General features: G+C 69.8%; 13 protein-coding genes. 9 read left to right on the top strand and 4 right to left on the bottom strand.

Going from position 1 to position 12,448, the window contains the following annotated elements; translation table 11 throughout:
- Positions 1-3 precede the first annotated feature (3 nt).
- Together VF592_RS09235 and VF592_RS09230 are read right to left on the bottom strand one after the other, a co-directional pair.
- Positions 4-855: a S1/P1 nuclease gene (locus tag VF592_RS09235; protein ID WP_331005332.1), complete on the bottom strand. Its 852-nt coding sequence runs from the start codon at positions 853-855 to the stop codon at positions 4-6.
- 24 nt (positions 856-879) lie between these two features.
- On the bottom strand, positions 880-1,800 hold the full coding sequence (locus VF592_RS09230; protein ID WP_331005331.1) for an isoaspartyl peptidase/L-asparaginase: 921 nt from the start codon (positions 1,798-1,800) through the stop codon (positions 880-882).
- Positions 1,801-1,862: 62 nt separating this feature from the next.
- On the opposite strand from VF592_RS09230, the gene ispG reads away from it, so the two are divergent.
- The 5 genes from ispG (at position 1,863) to VF592_RS09205 (ending at position 5,206) form a co-directional block, all read left to right on the top strand.
- Entirely contained in the window at positions 1,863-2,987 is a 1,125-nt protein-coding gene (gene ispG, locus VF592_RS09225) for a flavodoxin-dependent (E)-4-hydroxy-3-methylbut-2-enyl-diphosphate synthase (protein ID WP_331005330.1), read from the top strand.
- A 79-nt stretch (positions 2,988-3,066) separates the two neighbouring features.
- Positions 3,067-3,303: an AbrB/MazE/SpoVT family DNA-binding domain-containing protein gene (locus tag VF592_RS09220; protein ID WP_331005329.1), complete on the top strand. Its 237-nt coding sequence runs from the start codon at positions 3,067-3,069 to the stop codon at positions 3,301-3,303.
- 183 nt (positions 3,304-3,486) lie between these two features.
- Positions 3,487-4,380 (top strand): DMT family transporter, encoded by an 894-nt coding sequence (locus VF592_RS09215; RefSeq protein WP_331005328.1) that lies wholly within the window; start codon positions 3,487-3,489, stop codon positions 4,378-4,380.
- The gene (locus tag VF592_RS09210; protein ID WP_414714193.1) at positions 4,377-4,859 is read left to right on the top strand and encodes a GNAT family N-acetyltransferase; all 483 of its coding nucleotides are present in this window, start codon (positions 4,377-4,379) and stop codon (positions 4,857-4,859) included. The genes VF592_RS09215 and VF592_RS09210 overlap by 4 nt, the downstream gene beginning before the upstream one ends.
- Entirely contained in the window at positions 4,859-5,206 is a 348-nt protein-coding gene (locus tag VF592_RS09205; RefSeq protein ID WP_331005327.1) for a TfoX/Sxy family protein, read from the top strand. The genes VF592_RS09210 and VF592_RS09205 overlap by 1 nt, the downstream gene beginning before the upstream one ends.
- 68 nt (positions 5,207-5,274) lie before the next feature.
- On the opposite strand, the gene ppa is transcribed toward VF592_RS09205, so the two are convergent.
- Together ppa and VF592_RS09195 are read right to left on the bottom strand one after the other, a co-directional pair.
- On the bottom strand, positions 5,275-5,862 hold the full coding sequence (gene ppa / locus VF592_RS09200) for an inorganic diphosphatase (protein ID WP_331005326.1): 588 nt from the start codon (positions 5,860-5,862) through the stop codon (positions 5,275-5,277).
- A gap of 27 nt (positions 5,863-5,889) precedes the next feature.
- The gene (locus VF592_RS09195; protein ID WP_331005325.1) at positions 5,890-7,803 is read right to left on the bottom strand and encodes a peptidase M61; all 1,914 of its coding nucleotides are present in this window, start codon (positions 7,801-7,803) and stop codon (positions 5,890-5,892) included.
- Between the two features lie 116 nt (positions 7,804-7,919).
- Between VF592_RS09195 and hisS the strand changes: the two genes are divergently transcribed.
- The 4 genes from hisS (at position 7,920) to VF592_RS09175 (ending at position 12,294) form a co-directional block, all read left to right on the top strand.
- Positions 7,920-9,206: a histidine--tRNA ligase gene (gene hisS, locus VF592_RS09190; protein ID WP_331005324.1), complete on the top strand. Its 1,287-nt coding sequence runs from the start codon at positions 7,920-7,922 to the stop codon at positions 9,204-9,206.
- A complete protein-coding gene (gene prfA / locus VF592_RS09185; RefSeq protein ID WP_331005323.1) occupies positions 9,203-10,276 on the top strand; it encodes a peptide chain release factor 1 in 1,074 nt (357 codons plus the stop codon). The genes hisS and prfA overlap by 4 nt, the downstream gene beginning before the upstream one ends.
- Positions 10,266-11,084 carry a peptide chain release factor N(5)-glutamine methyltransferase gene (gene prmC / locus VF592_RS09180; RefSeq protein WP_331005322.1) on the top strand — a complete coding sequence of 273 codons (819 nt, stop codon included), beginning with the start codon at positions 10,266-10,268 and terminating at the stop codon, positions 11,082-11,084. The genes prfA and prmC overlap by 11 nt, the downstream gene beginning before the upstream one ends.
- Positions 11,085-11,349: 265 nt before the next feature.
- Complete coding sequence (locus VF592_RS09175) at positions 11,350-12,294, top strand: DUF4167 domain-containing protein (RefSeq protein WP_331005321.1); 945 nt, start codon at positions 11,350-11,352, stop codon at positions 12,292-12,294.
- The last annotated feature ends 154 nt before the right edge of the window (positions 12,295-12,448 follow it).

The following is a 12,448-nucleotide window of genomic DNA, read 5'->3' as shown; positions in this document are numbered from 1 at the left end:
GCGTCAGCCGAGCGCGCGATCGAGCAATTTGGCGAGCCTGAGCCCGCCCTTCAGCACCTGGTCGCGCAAGGTCGGGGCGAGCCGGGCGACCGTGGCGTCGTCCAGCGTCACGCGCGCGGGGCTGGGGGCGCAGGCGTCGCCGCCGAGCGCGCTCGCATAGACGGCGTCGTGCGACACCTGCCAGCTCTCGCGGCTCCATGACGCCACGTCGCCCGCGGCCAGCCGGGCGCGGGTCGCGGCGGGGTAGCGACGGACGAGCGGCGGGCCGCTGGTGATCGCGCGCTCGGCCAGCGGGCCGTCCCAGACCGAGTGGATGTTGAAGCGCTTGGGCGCGTAGATGCCGTAAGCGGCGGCCAGGTCGTTGCCGCCCCGGTCGCTCTTGTCGCCCGCGTGGAGCGGCTGGTGGAGGTCGCCCGCGAAGTGGAGCAGGAAGGCGAGCGCCCTGACCCGGTCGGCGCGCGTGGTGTCGGGCGCACGCAGCAGCGCGGCCTGACGCTCGACCTGCGCCGATACGCAATTGCCGTCGATGCAGGCGGACGTGCGGTCGAAGGGGCGGCACACATCGACATTCTGGTAATGCCAGGCATAGGCGTAACCGAAGCGCGACTGGCCGGCCGCGTCCTTCAGCGGCTTGACGCAATCGGCCCAATAGCTCGCCTGCGCGACATCGCCGGCCGGGCATTCGGGCGTGCCGAGCAGCGCCTGGTCGGCGAGCACCCGCCGGATCGCCGCGCGCGTCGCCGGGCGGACATTGGCATAGGCGATCCGCGCGATCGTCTCATGCCCATATTCCCAATAGGCCTGGGCGGGAGCGAGCGGGAGGAGCAGCGCGAGGAGCGCGAGAAATCTGAACATGGCGCGGCGCTTAGCGGCTCCGGGTCAATCCTGGTAGAGCGCGACCTCGGCCGGGCTGCCCGACGCGATGCGGCCCCGGTACATGCCGGGCGAGTTGAACGCCCAGTGCGCCGATCCGTCGGGCCCCATCACGATCACCCCGCCGGTGCCGCCGATCGCGGCGATCTCGTCCAGCACCGCCTTCCCCGCCGCGTCGCCGCTTTCCCCCAGAAAGCGCATCCGCGCGGCGATCGCCCCGGCGGCGCCGACGCGCAGGAACTGCTCGCCCGAGCCCGTGCACGACACCGCGCCCGCGCGGTCGTCGGCCCAGGTGCCGGCCCCGATGACGGGCGAGTCGCCGATCCGGTCCCAACGCTTGCCCGTCACGCCCCCGGTCGAGGTGGCGGCGGCGAGGTGGCCCAGCATGTCGCGCGCGACCGCGCCGACGGTGCCGTATTTCATCGCGCTGTCATAGCCGCCCTCGCCCGCGAGCAGTTCGGCGAGGTGCCCGCGCCGTTCCTCGGTGACGAACCAGTCGCTATCGGCCTGGTCGAGCCCCTGTTCGACGGAAAAGGCGTCGGCGCCGGGCGCGGCGAGGAAGACATGAGGGCTCCGCTCCATCACTGCGCGCGCGAGCGCGACCGGGTTGCGGGTGCGCGACACGCCCGCGACCGCGCCGGCGGTGCGCCCGCTACCCTCCATGATCGCCGCGTCGTGCGCGACCCGACCCTCATGCGTCAGCGCCGCGCCCCGCCCGGCGTTGAAATTGGCGTCGTCCTCCAGCACCCGCACCGCCGCCTCGACCGCATCCAGCGCCGCGCCGCCCGCCGCCAGTATCGCCGCGCCCGCGGCCAGCGCCGCGTCCAGCCCCGCGCGGATCGCCGCCTCGCGATCGGGGGTGATGAGATGGGGTTCGATCACGCCCGCGCCGCCATGGATCATCAGCGTCCAGTGATCGTCGGTCATGCGCGTCGCGGCCTTGCTCAAGGGGGTGTGAAGCGGGCGGCGCTAGGGTATATGGGGGTCCCATGTCCATTCGTCCGTGGCGCGACATCGTCCGCCGTCCCAGCCGCCAGATCATGGTCGGCAACGTCCCCGTCGGCGGCGACGCGCCCGTCACCGTGCAGACGATGACCAACACGCTCACCTCCGATCCGGTGGCGACGCTGAACCAGATCCGGCGCTGCGAGGAGGCGGGGGCCGACATCATCCGCGTGTCGTGCCCCGATGTCGAATCGACCGCCGCGCTCGGCCAGATCGTGCGCGCGGCGCGGGTGCCGATCGTCGCGGACATCCATTTCCACTACAAGCGCGCGCTGGAGGCGGCGGACGCGGGGGCGGCGTGCCTGCGCATCAATCCGGGCAATATCGGCTCGTCCGCGCGGGTGCGCGAGGTCGTCGACGCGGCCAAGGCGAACGGCTGCGCGATCCGCATCGGCGTCAATGCCGGCTCGCTCGAGCGCCATCTGCTCGAAAAGTACGGCGAGCCCTGTCCCGAGGCGCTGGTCGAATCGGCGCTCGACCATATCAAGCTGCTCCAGGACCACGACTTCCACGAGTTCAAGGTGGCGGTGAAGGCGTCGGACCTGTTCCTCGCGGTCGCGGCCTATCAGCAGCTCGCCGAGGCGGTCGATTGCCCGCTGCATCTGGGCATCACGGAAGCGGGCGGCTTCGTCGGCGGCACGGTGAAGTCGGCGATCGGCATCGGGTCGCTTCTATGGTTCGGGATCGGCGACACGATCCGCGTCTCGCTGTCGGCGGAGCCCGAGGAGGAGGTGCGCGTCGGGTTCGAGATTCTGAAGTCGCTCGGCATCCGCAACCGGGGCGTGCGCGTCGTGTCCTGCCCGAGCTGCGCGCGCCAGGGCTTCGACGTGATCCGCACCGTGCAGACGCTGGAGGAGAGGCTCCAGCACATCCGCACGCCCCTCTCGCTGTCGGTGCTGGGCTGCGTCGTCAACGGCCCGGGCGAGGCGCGGGAGACCGATATCGGCATCACCGGCGGCGGCGGCGGCAAGCATATGGTGTACCTGTCCGGGGTCACCGACCATCATGTGCAGGATCGGGGCATGGTTGACCATATCGTCGCCCTGGTCGAGGCCAAGGCGGCGGAGATCGAGCGCGAGGATGCGGCGCGGGCTTTGGCGGCGGCGTAGGACCGGATCGAGGAGACCGTCATGAGCTATCAGGTGACGATGGCCGAGGCGGGGCACGTGATGCTGCCCGAGAATTTTGGTGCGCGAGTTCGATCTCAAGCCGGGCGACTCGCTGGTGGTCGAGCGTGAGGACGGTCGGTATGTCATCAAGCCGTTCACCCAGGCGGTGCGCGAGGTACAAGCCGAGTTCAGAGCCATGCTGCCGGCGAATCATACCGGAAGCCTCGCCGATGAGCTGATCGCGGAGCGGCGTGCGGAGGCGCGGCGTGAGGATGTCGAGCATGACGAATGGCTGCACGGCCGCAAGAGCGGATGAAGTCGGCGATCGCGCCTGCTTGTCCTTGGCTCTCGAACGCGGGCTGCCCTTTTTGAATTGCGATCACGATTGGGCGAAGCTCGACCGTGGGATCGAACTCCGGATGATCCGGGAGCGCCGATCATAGTCGGTTGAACAGGACTTCGTTGCACCCACGATCGCGCGGGGCCATGCCCTGGTCTCATGAAACCCGTTCCCGCCACGCTTGCCTTCGCGGTCGCCTGCTCGGCGGTGGGCACCTACGCCGCGATGGACGTGTTCATGAAGGCCTTGTCGATCCAGTCGGGCGCGTATGGGGCGGTGCTGTGGCGATCGGTGGCGGGGGTGGCGATCTCGGGCGCGATCTTTCTTGCGAGACGCGGGCGGTGGCCAGCGCGCGCGGCGCTCCGGCTGCACCTGCTGCGCGGGGCGACGGCGGGTATATCGGTGCTGTTCTTCTTCTGGGGGCTGGCGCGCATCCCGATGGCCAAGGGGGTGGCGCTGACCTTCCTCGCGCCGCTGATCGCACTGTTCCTGGCGGCGGGGATGCTCGGCGAGCGGCTCAGGCGCGCAGCGGTATGGGGCTCGTTGGTCGCGTCGGCGGGGGTCCTCGTGATCGCGCTGGGCGAGATCGAGACAGGCGCTTCGACCGACAGCGTGTTGGGCGCGCTGGCGGTGTTCGTGGCGTCGATCTTCTACGCGGTCAGCCTGATCTTCCTCCGGCGGCAGGCGCAGGCGGCGGACCCGATCGAGGTGACGTTGTTCACCGGGCTGGTGATGGGGGGCATGTTGCTCCCCGCCGCGCCGTGGCTGGCGGGGTTGCCCGAAGCGACGCAAATGCCATCGGTGATCGCGGCGGCGGTGCTGGGAACCGTGTCGTCGATCGGGTTCGCCTGGGCCTATTCCCATGCCGAGGCGCAGGTGCTGGCGCCCGTCGAATATACCGCCTTCGCCTGGGCAGCCTTGTTCGGCTGGGCGGCGTTCGGCGAGGTGGTGACCGCGTTCACCGTCGGGGGGACGGCGCTGATCGTGCTGGGCTGCCTGATGGCGGTCCGCCGCGCCGCCGGGCCGGCGCCGCAGTCGGAGGCGGGCGCGTGATCGCGATCCGCGTCGCGATGCCGGGGGACGAGGCGCTGGTGCTGCGCCTGGTGCGCGAACTGGCCTTGTTCGAGCGCGAGCCCGAGGCGGTGACCGCGTGCGAGGCGGATTTCACCGAGGCGCTGTTCGCCGCCGTGCCGAGCGCGGAGGCGGTGATCGCCGAATCGGGCGGGGAGCCGGTCGGCTTCGCGCTGTTCTTCCATAATTTCTCGACCTGGACGGGGCAGCGCGGGCTGTACCTGGAAGACCTGTACGTGACGCCCCCCGCGCGGGGGCAGGGCGTCGGGCGCGCATTGCTGGCGCATCTGGCGGGGATCGCGGTCGACCGGGGTTGCGCGCGGTTCGAATGGTCGGTGCTCGACTGGAACGCGGGGGCGATCGCCTTTTACCGGGCGCTGGGCGCCACGGGCATGGAGGAGTGGACGGTGCAGCGGGTGAGCGGCGATGCGCTCCGTCGCCTGGCGGGGCGTGGCTGCTGATGGCGGTGGATGCGGGGCTGGTCGCCTGGGTGGCGGAGGCGATGGCGCCGGTCGGGACCGTCACGCACCGCGCGATGATGGGTGGCGCGACGCTCTATTGCGACGGCGTCGTGTTCGCGATCGTCGCCGACGACGCGCTGTGGTTCAAGGCGGACAAGGTTTCGGATGCCGAGTGGGACGCGGCGGGGGCGGCGCGCTTCACCTACAGCATGGGCGAGGGGCGGACGGGGAGCATGAACTACCGCCGCGCGCCCGACGAGGTGCATGACGACGCCGAGGAGCTAAGGCGTTGGGCTGCGCTGGCGATCGAGGCCGGAACGCGGGGACCGGCAAAGCGGAAGAAGTAGCGCCGATCGCGACCGCCGGCATCCCCGCGCCCTCGGACGCGGCGAAGCCGCGCTGGCCGCGCTTGCTACTACGTAGCTTCGCGGCCAGCGATCTCCGGCGCGTCATGCGGCTCCTCGCCGCGCGCCTTCGCGTCGTCGTAGCGCGCGATCGCCTCCATCGTGATGCGGCGCGCTTCGTCGCGGCCGCCCCAGGTGCCGACGCGCACCCATTTCTTCTTCTCCAGATCCTTATAATGGGTGAAGAAATGCTCGATCTGCTCGAACACGATCTCGGGCATGTCCTCGCGCTCGGCGACGTTGGAATAATAGGGAAAGGTCGAATCGACGGGAACGCAGACGAGCTTCTCGTCGCCGCCCGCCTCGTCCTCGAGATTGAGGACCGCGATCGGCCGCGCGCGTACCACGCAGCCCGGAATGAAGGGCGAGCGCGCGACGACCAGGGCGTCGAGCGGGTCCCCGTCGGGCGACAGGGTATGCGGCACGAAGCCGTAATTGGCCGGGTAACGCATCGGCGTGTGGAGGATGCGGTCGACGAACAGGGCGCCCGACGCCTTGTCGAACTCGTATTTCACCGGCTCGCCCCCGGTCGGCACCTCGATGATGACGTTCAGGTCGTCGGGCGGGCTCTTGCCCACCGGGATCAGATCGATACGCATGGTTGAATTCCCCTGTTCGGACTGCCGTCAGCGTGGTGCGAGCAGCCGGTCGAGCCCCATCTCGCCGGTCCCGACCTTTTCCAGGCGCGGGTAGCGGGGGCCGTCATGATAGTCGACCGCGACCTCGCGGATACGGTCGGCCGATTTCACCAACAAGCGGATGGGCTCGCGCGTTCCCTTGGCCGCCAGGATCGCCGCCTTGAGCCGGTCGGCGGTGTAGAGCTGGCCGTTGACTGCCTGGATCGTCGTGCCGACGTCTATTCCCGCTTTGAAGGCGGGGCTGTCCCAGATCGCAGCGGTGACCTCCGCGTCCTTGTTGAGCACCAGGCCGATCGAGAAGCCGAGATTGACCGAGGGGCCGGCGCGCTCGGTCTTGGCGAAATAGCTCGTCGGCTCGGCCGTATAGACGAGGCGGTAGCCGTTCATCGCGAAACCGCCGATCGGCGCGGGCTGGCCGGTCTCGGTGATGCGGCGGCGCAGGAAGCCGGCCCAGTCATAGGGCTGGATCCGGTTCAGCGTCGCCGCCACGTCGTCGAATGTATAGGTAAGCTCGCCCCAGTCGCCGTCGCGCATCCCGAAAAAGGCGCGCGCGAAATCGTCGATCGAGCGGCGTCCGTTCGACTGGCGGCGGAGCATCGCGTCGACCTCCATCCAGATCAGCAGGCCTTCATTGTAGTAATCCTCCGACCGCTGCCAGCTCGACCACCCCTTGGGGCGACGCGCGGAGATGACGGGGTCGTTGGTGGTGTCGACCATCGGCCGCCACTCGCGCCCGCGCGCGTTCTGGAGGTTGGCGGCGATGATCGCATAGGCGTCGAGCGTGTCCTGCTTGGACACGAGGCCGCTGCGCGCCTGGAGCACATAGCCCCAGAATTGCGTCTGGCCCTCATAGACCCAGAGCAGCGAGCCGCGCGTGGGGGTGCGGTAATCGGGCGCCCACAGATCGGCGCCGCGGCGGAACTTGCCGTCCCAGCTATGGCTGAACTCGTGCGGCAGGAGGTTGCGGCGGGTGACGCTGTTCTCCCAATCGAGGAAATAGCCCGGACTGACGCCATTCTCCGACGAGCGGTGATGTTCGAGGCCGATGCCCCCCAACTGGTCGGTGATCGACAGGAGGAACTCGTAACGATCGTAATGCTGCGCGCCGAAGGTCTTGATCGACTGGTCGACGAGGCGGCGATGCGCGTTGATCTGCTCGGGCTTGGCGGCGAGCTCGGCGGGGTTGTCCGCGAAGACGTTGAGATCGACGCGCGGGGAGAGCTTCCATTCCCTGTAGTGGCGGCCCGCCAGGATCGGCGAGTCGACCAGTATCTCGTAATTGGTCTGGTCGTAGCTGTAGGTCGACCCGGCAGCACGGGCGGGGACGGCCGATACGGCGGTCCAGCCGGCGGGGTATTTGACCGTCATCTTCACCGGGATCTGGCGGACATAATGGCCCGCCGGATAAAGGCTCATCGAATTGGGCTGGAGGCTGATCATCGTCGGGGTGACGACGATGCGGCCCTGGTCGGGCTTGGTCGCGGAGCTGAACTGGAACTCCAGGTCGAGCCGCCGCGCGCCTTCGGGCACGTCGATGTGGAAGGCGAACACGTCGACCGGGTCGCGCGTCCAGGGCACGATCCGGCCGTTCGCGCGGATGACGAGGCCGGTCAGCTTCTCGATCTCGCCGCGCGCGGCATGGGTGCCGGGGAGGAATTTGGGATAGAGCAGGGCCATCCGGCCGGGCCCGGCGACGGGGATCGTCTCGCGGACGCGGAAGATGCCGCGCTCGGTATCGGTCGCGTCGATGTCGAGCGTGATCACGCCGGGATAGGGGATGTCGCGCGGCGCCGGGATCGTGTCGACGAACGGCACGGGTTGGGGCGCTGAATTGCCCTGCGGGACCTGCGCGAGCACGGGGGCTGCTGTCCCGGCGAGCAGGGCGATGGCGGTGCGGATCAAGGGCGGGCCTCTCTGATATGTCGGTTACGCTCTAAGCGGCGGAAACGGTGGGCGTCTAGTGGGCGGCGGGGGGAGAGTTGCCGGGTGGGCGGCGCATCCCTAATACCCCGCGCTTCATGGCCCGCATCCCCACCCCCAACCGCGTTCGCGGCACCCAGGACATCTTCGGCGACGAGCAAAGGCGGTTCGCCCATGTCCTCGACACGTTCGAGCGGGTGCGGCGGCTTTACTGCTTCGGGCGGGTCGAGGTGCCCGTGTTCGAGGCGACGGAGGTGTTCGCGCGCTCGATCGGCGAGACGACGGACGTGGTGTCGAAGGAGATGTATACGTTTGCCGACCGGGGCGGGGACTCGATCACGCTCAGGCCCGAGTTCACGGCGGGGATCGCGCGGGCGTTTCTGACCAATGGCTGGCAGCAACATGCGCCGATGAAGCTGGCGACGAGCGGTCCGGTCTTCCGGTACGAGCGCCCGCAAAAGGGCCGGTTCCGCCAGTTCCACCAGATCGACGCGGAGGTGATCGGCGCGGCCGAGCCCGCCGCCGATGTCGAATTGCTGGTGATGGCGGACCAGCTGCTTCACGAGCTGGGTATCAACGATGGGGTCACGCTCCAGCTTAACACGCTGGGCGACGCGGAGACGCGCGACGCGTGGCGGGCGGCTTTGGTGGCGCATTTCGAGGCGCACCGGGACGCGCTGTCGGAGGAGTCGCTGGCCCGGCTTGTGAAGAACCCGTTGCGCATCCTCGACTCCAAGGACCCGCGCGACCGGCCGGTAGCGGACGCCGCGCCCGATATCGATGCGTATCTGACGGCGGAGGCGCGCGGCTTCTTCGACGCGGTGACGGTGGGGCTCGACGCGGCGGGGGTGAAGTGGACGCGGAACCCTCGGCTGGTGCGCGGGCTCGATTACTACCGCCACACCGCGTTCGAGTTCACGACCGACCGGCTCGGTGCGCAGGGGACGGTGCTGGCGGGCGGGCGCTATGACGGGCTGATCGGGTCGCTGGGCGGGCCGGAGACGCCGGGCGTCGGCTGGGCCGCGGGGGTGGAACGGCTGGCGATGTTGGTGGCGGAGCTGGCAGAGGGTTTGCGCGTGGAAGTCATCCCGGATGCTCCCCACCTTGAGATCGACGCACACGCGGCGGCGGCAACACTGCGGTCAGCGGGAATTGCGGCCAATGTCTCGTATCGCGGATCGGCCAAGGATCGATCAACCCGCGCGCGCAAGCGGAGTGATACATTGCTGCTGTATGTTCGCGCAGACGGAAGACTAAACTTGAACGTCGGTTCCGTGCAGGTCGACGATATCGCCCCGCTTAACGCGATTTTGGATGCGCTGGGCAGGAACAGATTTCCGGTCGGCTTTGTTGGCGTGAATCCGCTGGATGCCACGCGGCAATGACCATCATCTCCCCCGACCGCATCCGCCAGATCGAGGCGCGACGCGACGAGTTGTCGGCGTTGATGGCGACGGGCGAGTTGCCATCCGACCGCTTCGTCGCGGTGTCCAAGGAATATGCCGAGCTGGAGCCGGTCGCCGAGGCGGCGGGGCTGGTCAGGCGGCTGCGCGCCGAGGCGGAGAGCCTGCAGTTCATGGCGGGGGACGGCGATGAGGAGCTGCGCGCCATGGCGGCCGACGAGCTTCACGAGAATCGCGGGCTGCTTGAGGCGGCGGAGCGCCGGCTCGCGCTGGCGCTGCTCCCGCGCGACGCGGCGGACGAGCGCGCGGCGATGCTGGAGATCCGCGCGGGGACCGGTGGCGACGAGGCGGCGCTGTTCGGGGGCGACCTGTTCCGCATGTACCAGCGTTACGCCGAGCGGCAGGGCTGGCGCGTCGAGCTGATCTCTTCCTCTTCGTCGGACGCGGGCGGGTTCAAGGAGGTGGTGGCGAGCGTCACGGGCCAGGGTGTGTTCGCCCGGCTGAAGTTCGAATCCGGCGTCCACCGCGTCCAGCGCGTGCCGGCGACGGAGGCGGGCGGGCGCATCCATACCTCGGCCGCGACGGTGGCGGTGCTGCCCGAGGCGGAGGATGTCGACGTCAGGATCGATGACAAGGACCTGCGCATCGACGTGTACCGGTCGTCGGGGCCGGGCGGGCAGTCGGTCAACACGACCGATTCGGCGGTGCGGATCACGCATCTGCCCACGGGGCTGGTCGTCATCCAGCAGGACGAGAAATCGCAGCACAAGAACAAGGCCAAGGCGCTCCGCGTCCTGCGTACCCGCCTGTACGAGGCGGAGCGCGAGCGGCTGCACCAGGAGCGGGCGGGCGCACGCAAGTCGATGGTCGGATCGGGCGACCGGTCCGAACGCATCCGCACCTACAACTTTCCGCAGGGCCGCGTGACCGATCACCGCATCAACCTGACGCTCCACCGCCTGCCCGAGATATTGGAGGGCGAGATGGACGAGCTGGTGGGGGCGCTGATCGCGGAGGACGAGGCCGAGCGGCTGGCGGCGCTTGACGGCTGAGACCGTGCGGGGGGCGATCGCCGCCGCCGCCCGGACGTTCGACTCCCCGACCGCGCGGCTCGATGCCGAGTTGCTGATGGCGCACGCGATCGGGGTGACGCGGGAGACGATGCTGATGCGCCATCTCGACGACCCCGTGCCCGCCGCCTTCACGTCCCTGGCCGAGCGGCGCGCGAGTCACGAGCCCGTCGCGTACATCACCGGCATCCGCGATTTCTGGACGGTGACGCTCCACGTCGCGCCGGGGGTGCTCATCCCCCGCGCCGATTCGGAGACGTTGATCGAGGCCGCGGTCGCGCATTTCGGGGCGCGCGCGCCGCGCACGGTGCTCGACCTGGGCACGGGGTCGGGGGCGCTGCTGCTCGCCGCGCTCGATCAATGGCCCAGCGCGAGCGGGATCGGGGTGGACGAGTCCGAGGCGGCGCTGTGGATCGCCCGGGACAATGCGCACCGGCTCGGGATGGAGGCGCGCGCGCGGATCCTGCGCGGCGGGTGGGCCGGTGTCGCGGGACCGCATGACCTGATTCTCTGCAACCCGCCCTATGTCGCGGCGGGCGCCGCGCTGCCGCGCGGGGTCATGGATCATGAGCCCGCCGAGGCGCTGTTCGCGGGGGAGGACGGGCTCGCCGATTATCGACGCATCGCGCCCGTGCTCGCGGCGCAGATCGCGCCCGGCGGCGTCGCCTGTATCGAGATCGGTTCCGACCAGGGCGAATCCGCCGCCGCCCTGTTCCGCGCCCAGGGGCTTAACGTGACGCTTAGCCCCGACCTGGAAGGCCGCGACCGTTGCCTTGTGGTCACGCCTTGAAGCGGCGTCGCGCGCTTCCCATGTTTTCGCTTGTCCGGCACCCCCCGCCGTCGCTATGGGCAGGGCGGGGGTTTCCACGATTTCGACACAGGTCGTTGAATCGGGGCGCTCGACAGCATCCTCACTGACGCGCCGTCCGACTGTCGGACCGGTCGCGATGGGCTTGAGGGCCGGATATCGCCCCAAAATATCGCCGGGGCGCGGTGGTCGCGCGCGGTGCTTCGCCGATGCGCACGGAGCAATTGATGGTTCACGGGGAACTCGCATGATCAACAATCGGCAGCAGACCGGCCGTCGTCGGGGTCGCGGCGGGCAGCGCCCGGGTGGCGGCAATGGCGGCGGTGGCGGGAATCCCGGCCGGCCCGATAACGGCAATCGCATCGACAATCGCGCGCGGGGAAATGCCAGCCAGCTTTACGAGAAGTATAAGAGCCTGGCCTCCGAGGCCCAGCGGCAGGGCGACCGCGTCAATACCGAATATTATCTCCAGTTCGCCGATCATTATTTCCGCGTGCTGAGCGAGACGCGCGCGCGCTTCGAGGACCAGCAGCCCCGCCCCCAGCGGGCGCGCGGCGACGAATATGACGGCCAGCGCGGCGGTCGCGACGAGTATGGCGACGACAACGACATGGACGGCTCCGACGGCGACGGCGACGATTATGGCGACGAGGGCGACGTGATCCGCCCCGGCGACCAGATGCCCGGCGATCGGGTGGTCGGCGACCGGGTCGGGGGCGACCAGCCCCGCCAGCGTCCCCAGCAGGCGCGTCCCCAGGCGAATGACGGTCGTCAATATGAGGATCGCCGCCCGCGCCGCGAGGAGGAGGACCGGCGTCCGCGCCGCGACGATCGCGAGCGCCAGGGCAATCAGCCGCGCGGGGAGTTTCGCGTCGAGGGCGAGGGTGCGCCGCGTGCTCAGGCGCCTGTGTCCGCGGCGTCGGAAGCTCGGCCGGAGCCGGTCGAGCCGTCGCTGCCCATGTCGGCGCCCGAGGCCGAGGCACCCCAGCCGCGCCGTCGCGGTCGGCCGCGCAAGGAGCCGGTCGCCGAGACACAAGGACCCGAGGGCGGTATCTCCGAGTCGAGCGGCTTCGATGCCGATCGGTTGCCGCCCGCCTTGGGGATCGCGGCGAATGACGGCGTGGCGAATGACGGCGAGGTCAAGCCGCGCCGCCGACGGGCCCGCACGGTCGAGGCGCCTGCCGCGGAGTGATCGTCGCTTCTTGCAGGTGATGCGATTAGGCCGGTTCCGCTGTTTGCGGGGCCGGCCTTTTTCGTGGGCGCCGGGTGTTCGGCCTTCCCGCCGCCGTCAGCCGCGGCACAGCCGCGCCTTATGGCGGCCTTCGCCGCGCCGGCAGCGCCGGGCG

The sequence above is a fragment of the Sphingomonas sp. genome (genome assembly GCF_036388435.1).
Lineage (GTDB): Bacteria > Pseudomonadota > Alphaproteobacteria > Sphingomonadales > Sphingomonadaceae > Sphingomonas.
Note: the sequence above shows the minus strand (reverse complement) of the source record. Positions and strands in the feature narration are given on the sequence as shown.

What these genes read in the sequence shown, in the direction of transcription:
- VF592_RS09235 (WP_331005332.1), bottom strand. Translation starts at nt 855, where the DNA reads ATGTTCAGATTTCTCGCGCTCCTCGCGCTGCTCCTCCCGCTCGCTCCC.
- VF592_RS09230 (WP_331005331.1), bottom strand. Translation starts at nt 1,800, where the DNA reads ATGACCGACGATCACTGGACGCTGATGATCCATGGCGGCGCGGGCGTG.
- ispG (WP_331005330.1), top strand. Translation starts at nt 1,863, where the DNA reads ATGTCCATTCGTCCGTGGCGCGACATCGTCCGCCGTCCCAGCCGCCAG.
- VF592_RS09215 (WP_331005328.1), top strand. Translation starts at nt 3,487, where the DNA reads ATGAAACCCGTTCCCGCCACGCTTGCCTTCGCGGTCGCCTGCTCGGCG.
- VF592_RS09205 (WP_331005327.1), top strand. Translation starts at nt 4,859, where the DNA reads ATGGCGGTGGATGCGGGGCTGGTCGCCTGGGTGGCGGAGGCGATGGCG.
- ppa (WP_331005326.1), bottom strand. Translation starts at nt 5,862, where the DNA reads ATGCGTATCGATCTGATCCCGGTGGGCAAGAGCCCGCCCGACGACCTG.
- hisS (WP_331005324.1), top strand. Translation starts at nt 7,920, where the DNA reads ATGGCCCGCATCCCCACCCCCAACCGCGTTCGCGGCACCCAGGACATC.
- prfA (WP_331005323.1), top strand. Translation starts at nt 9,203, where the DNA reads ATGACCATCATCTCCCCCGACCGCATCCGCCAGATCGAGGCGCGACGC.
- VF592_RS09175 (WP_331005321.1), top strand. Translation starts at nt 11,350, where the DNA reads ATGATCAACAATCGGCAGCAGACCGGCCGTCGTCGGGGTCGCGGCGGG.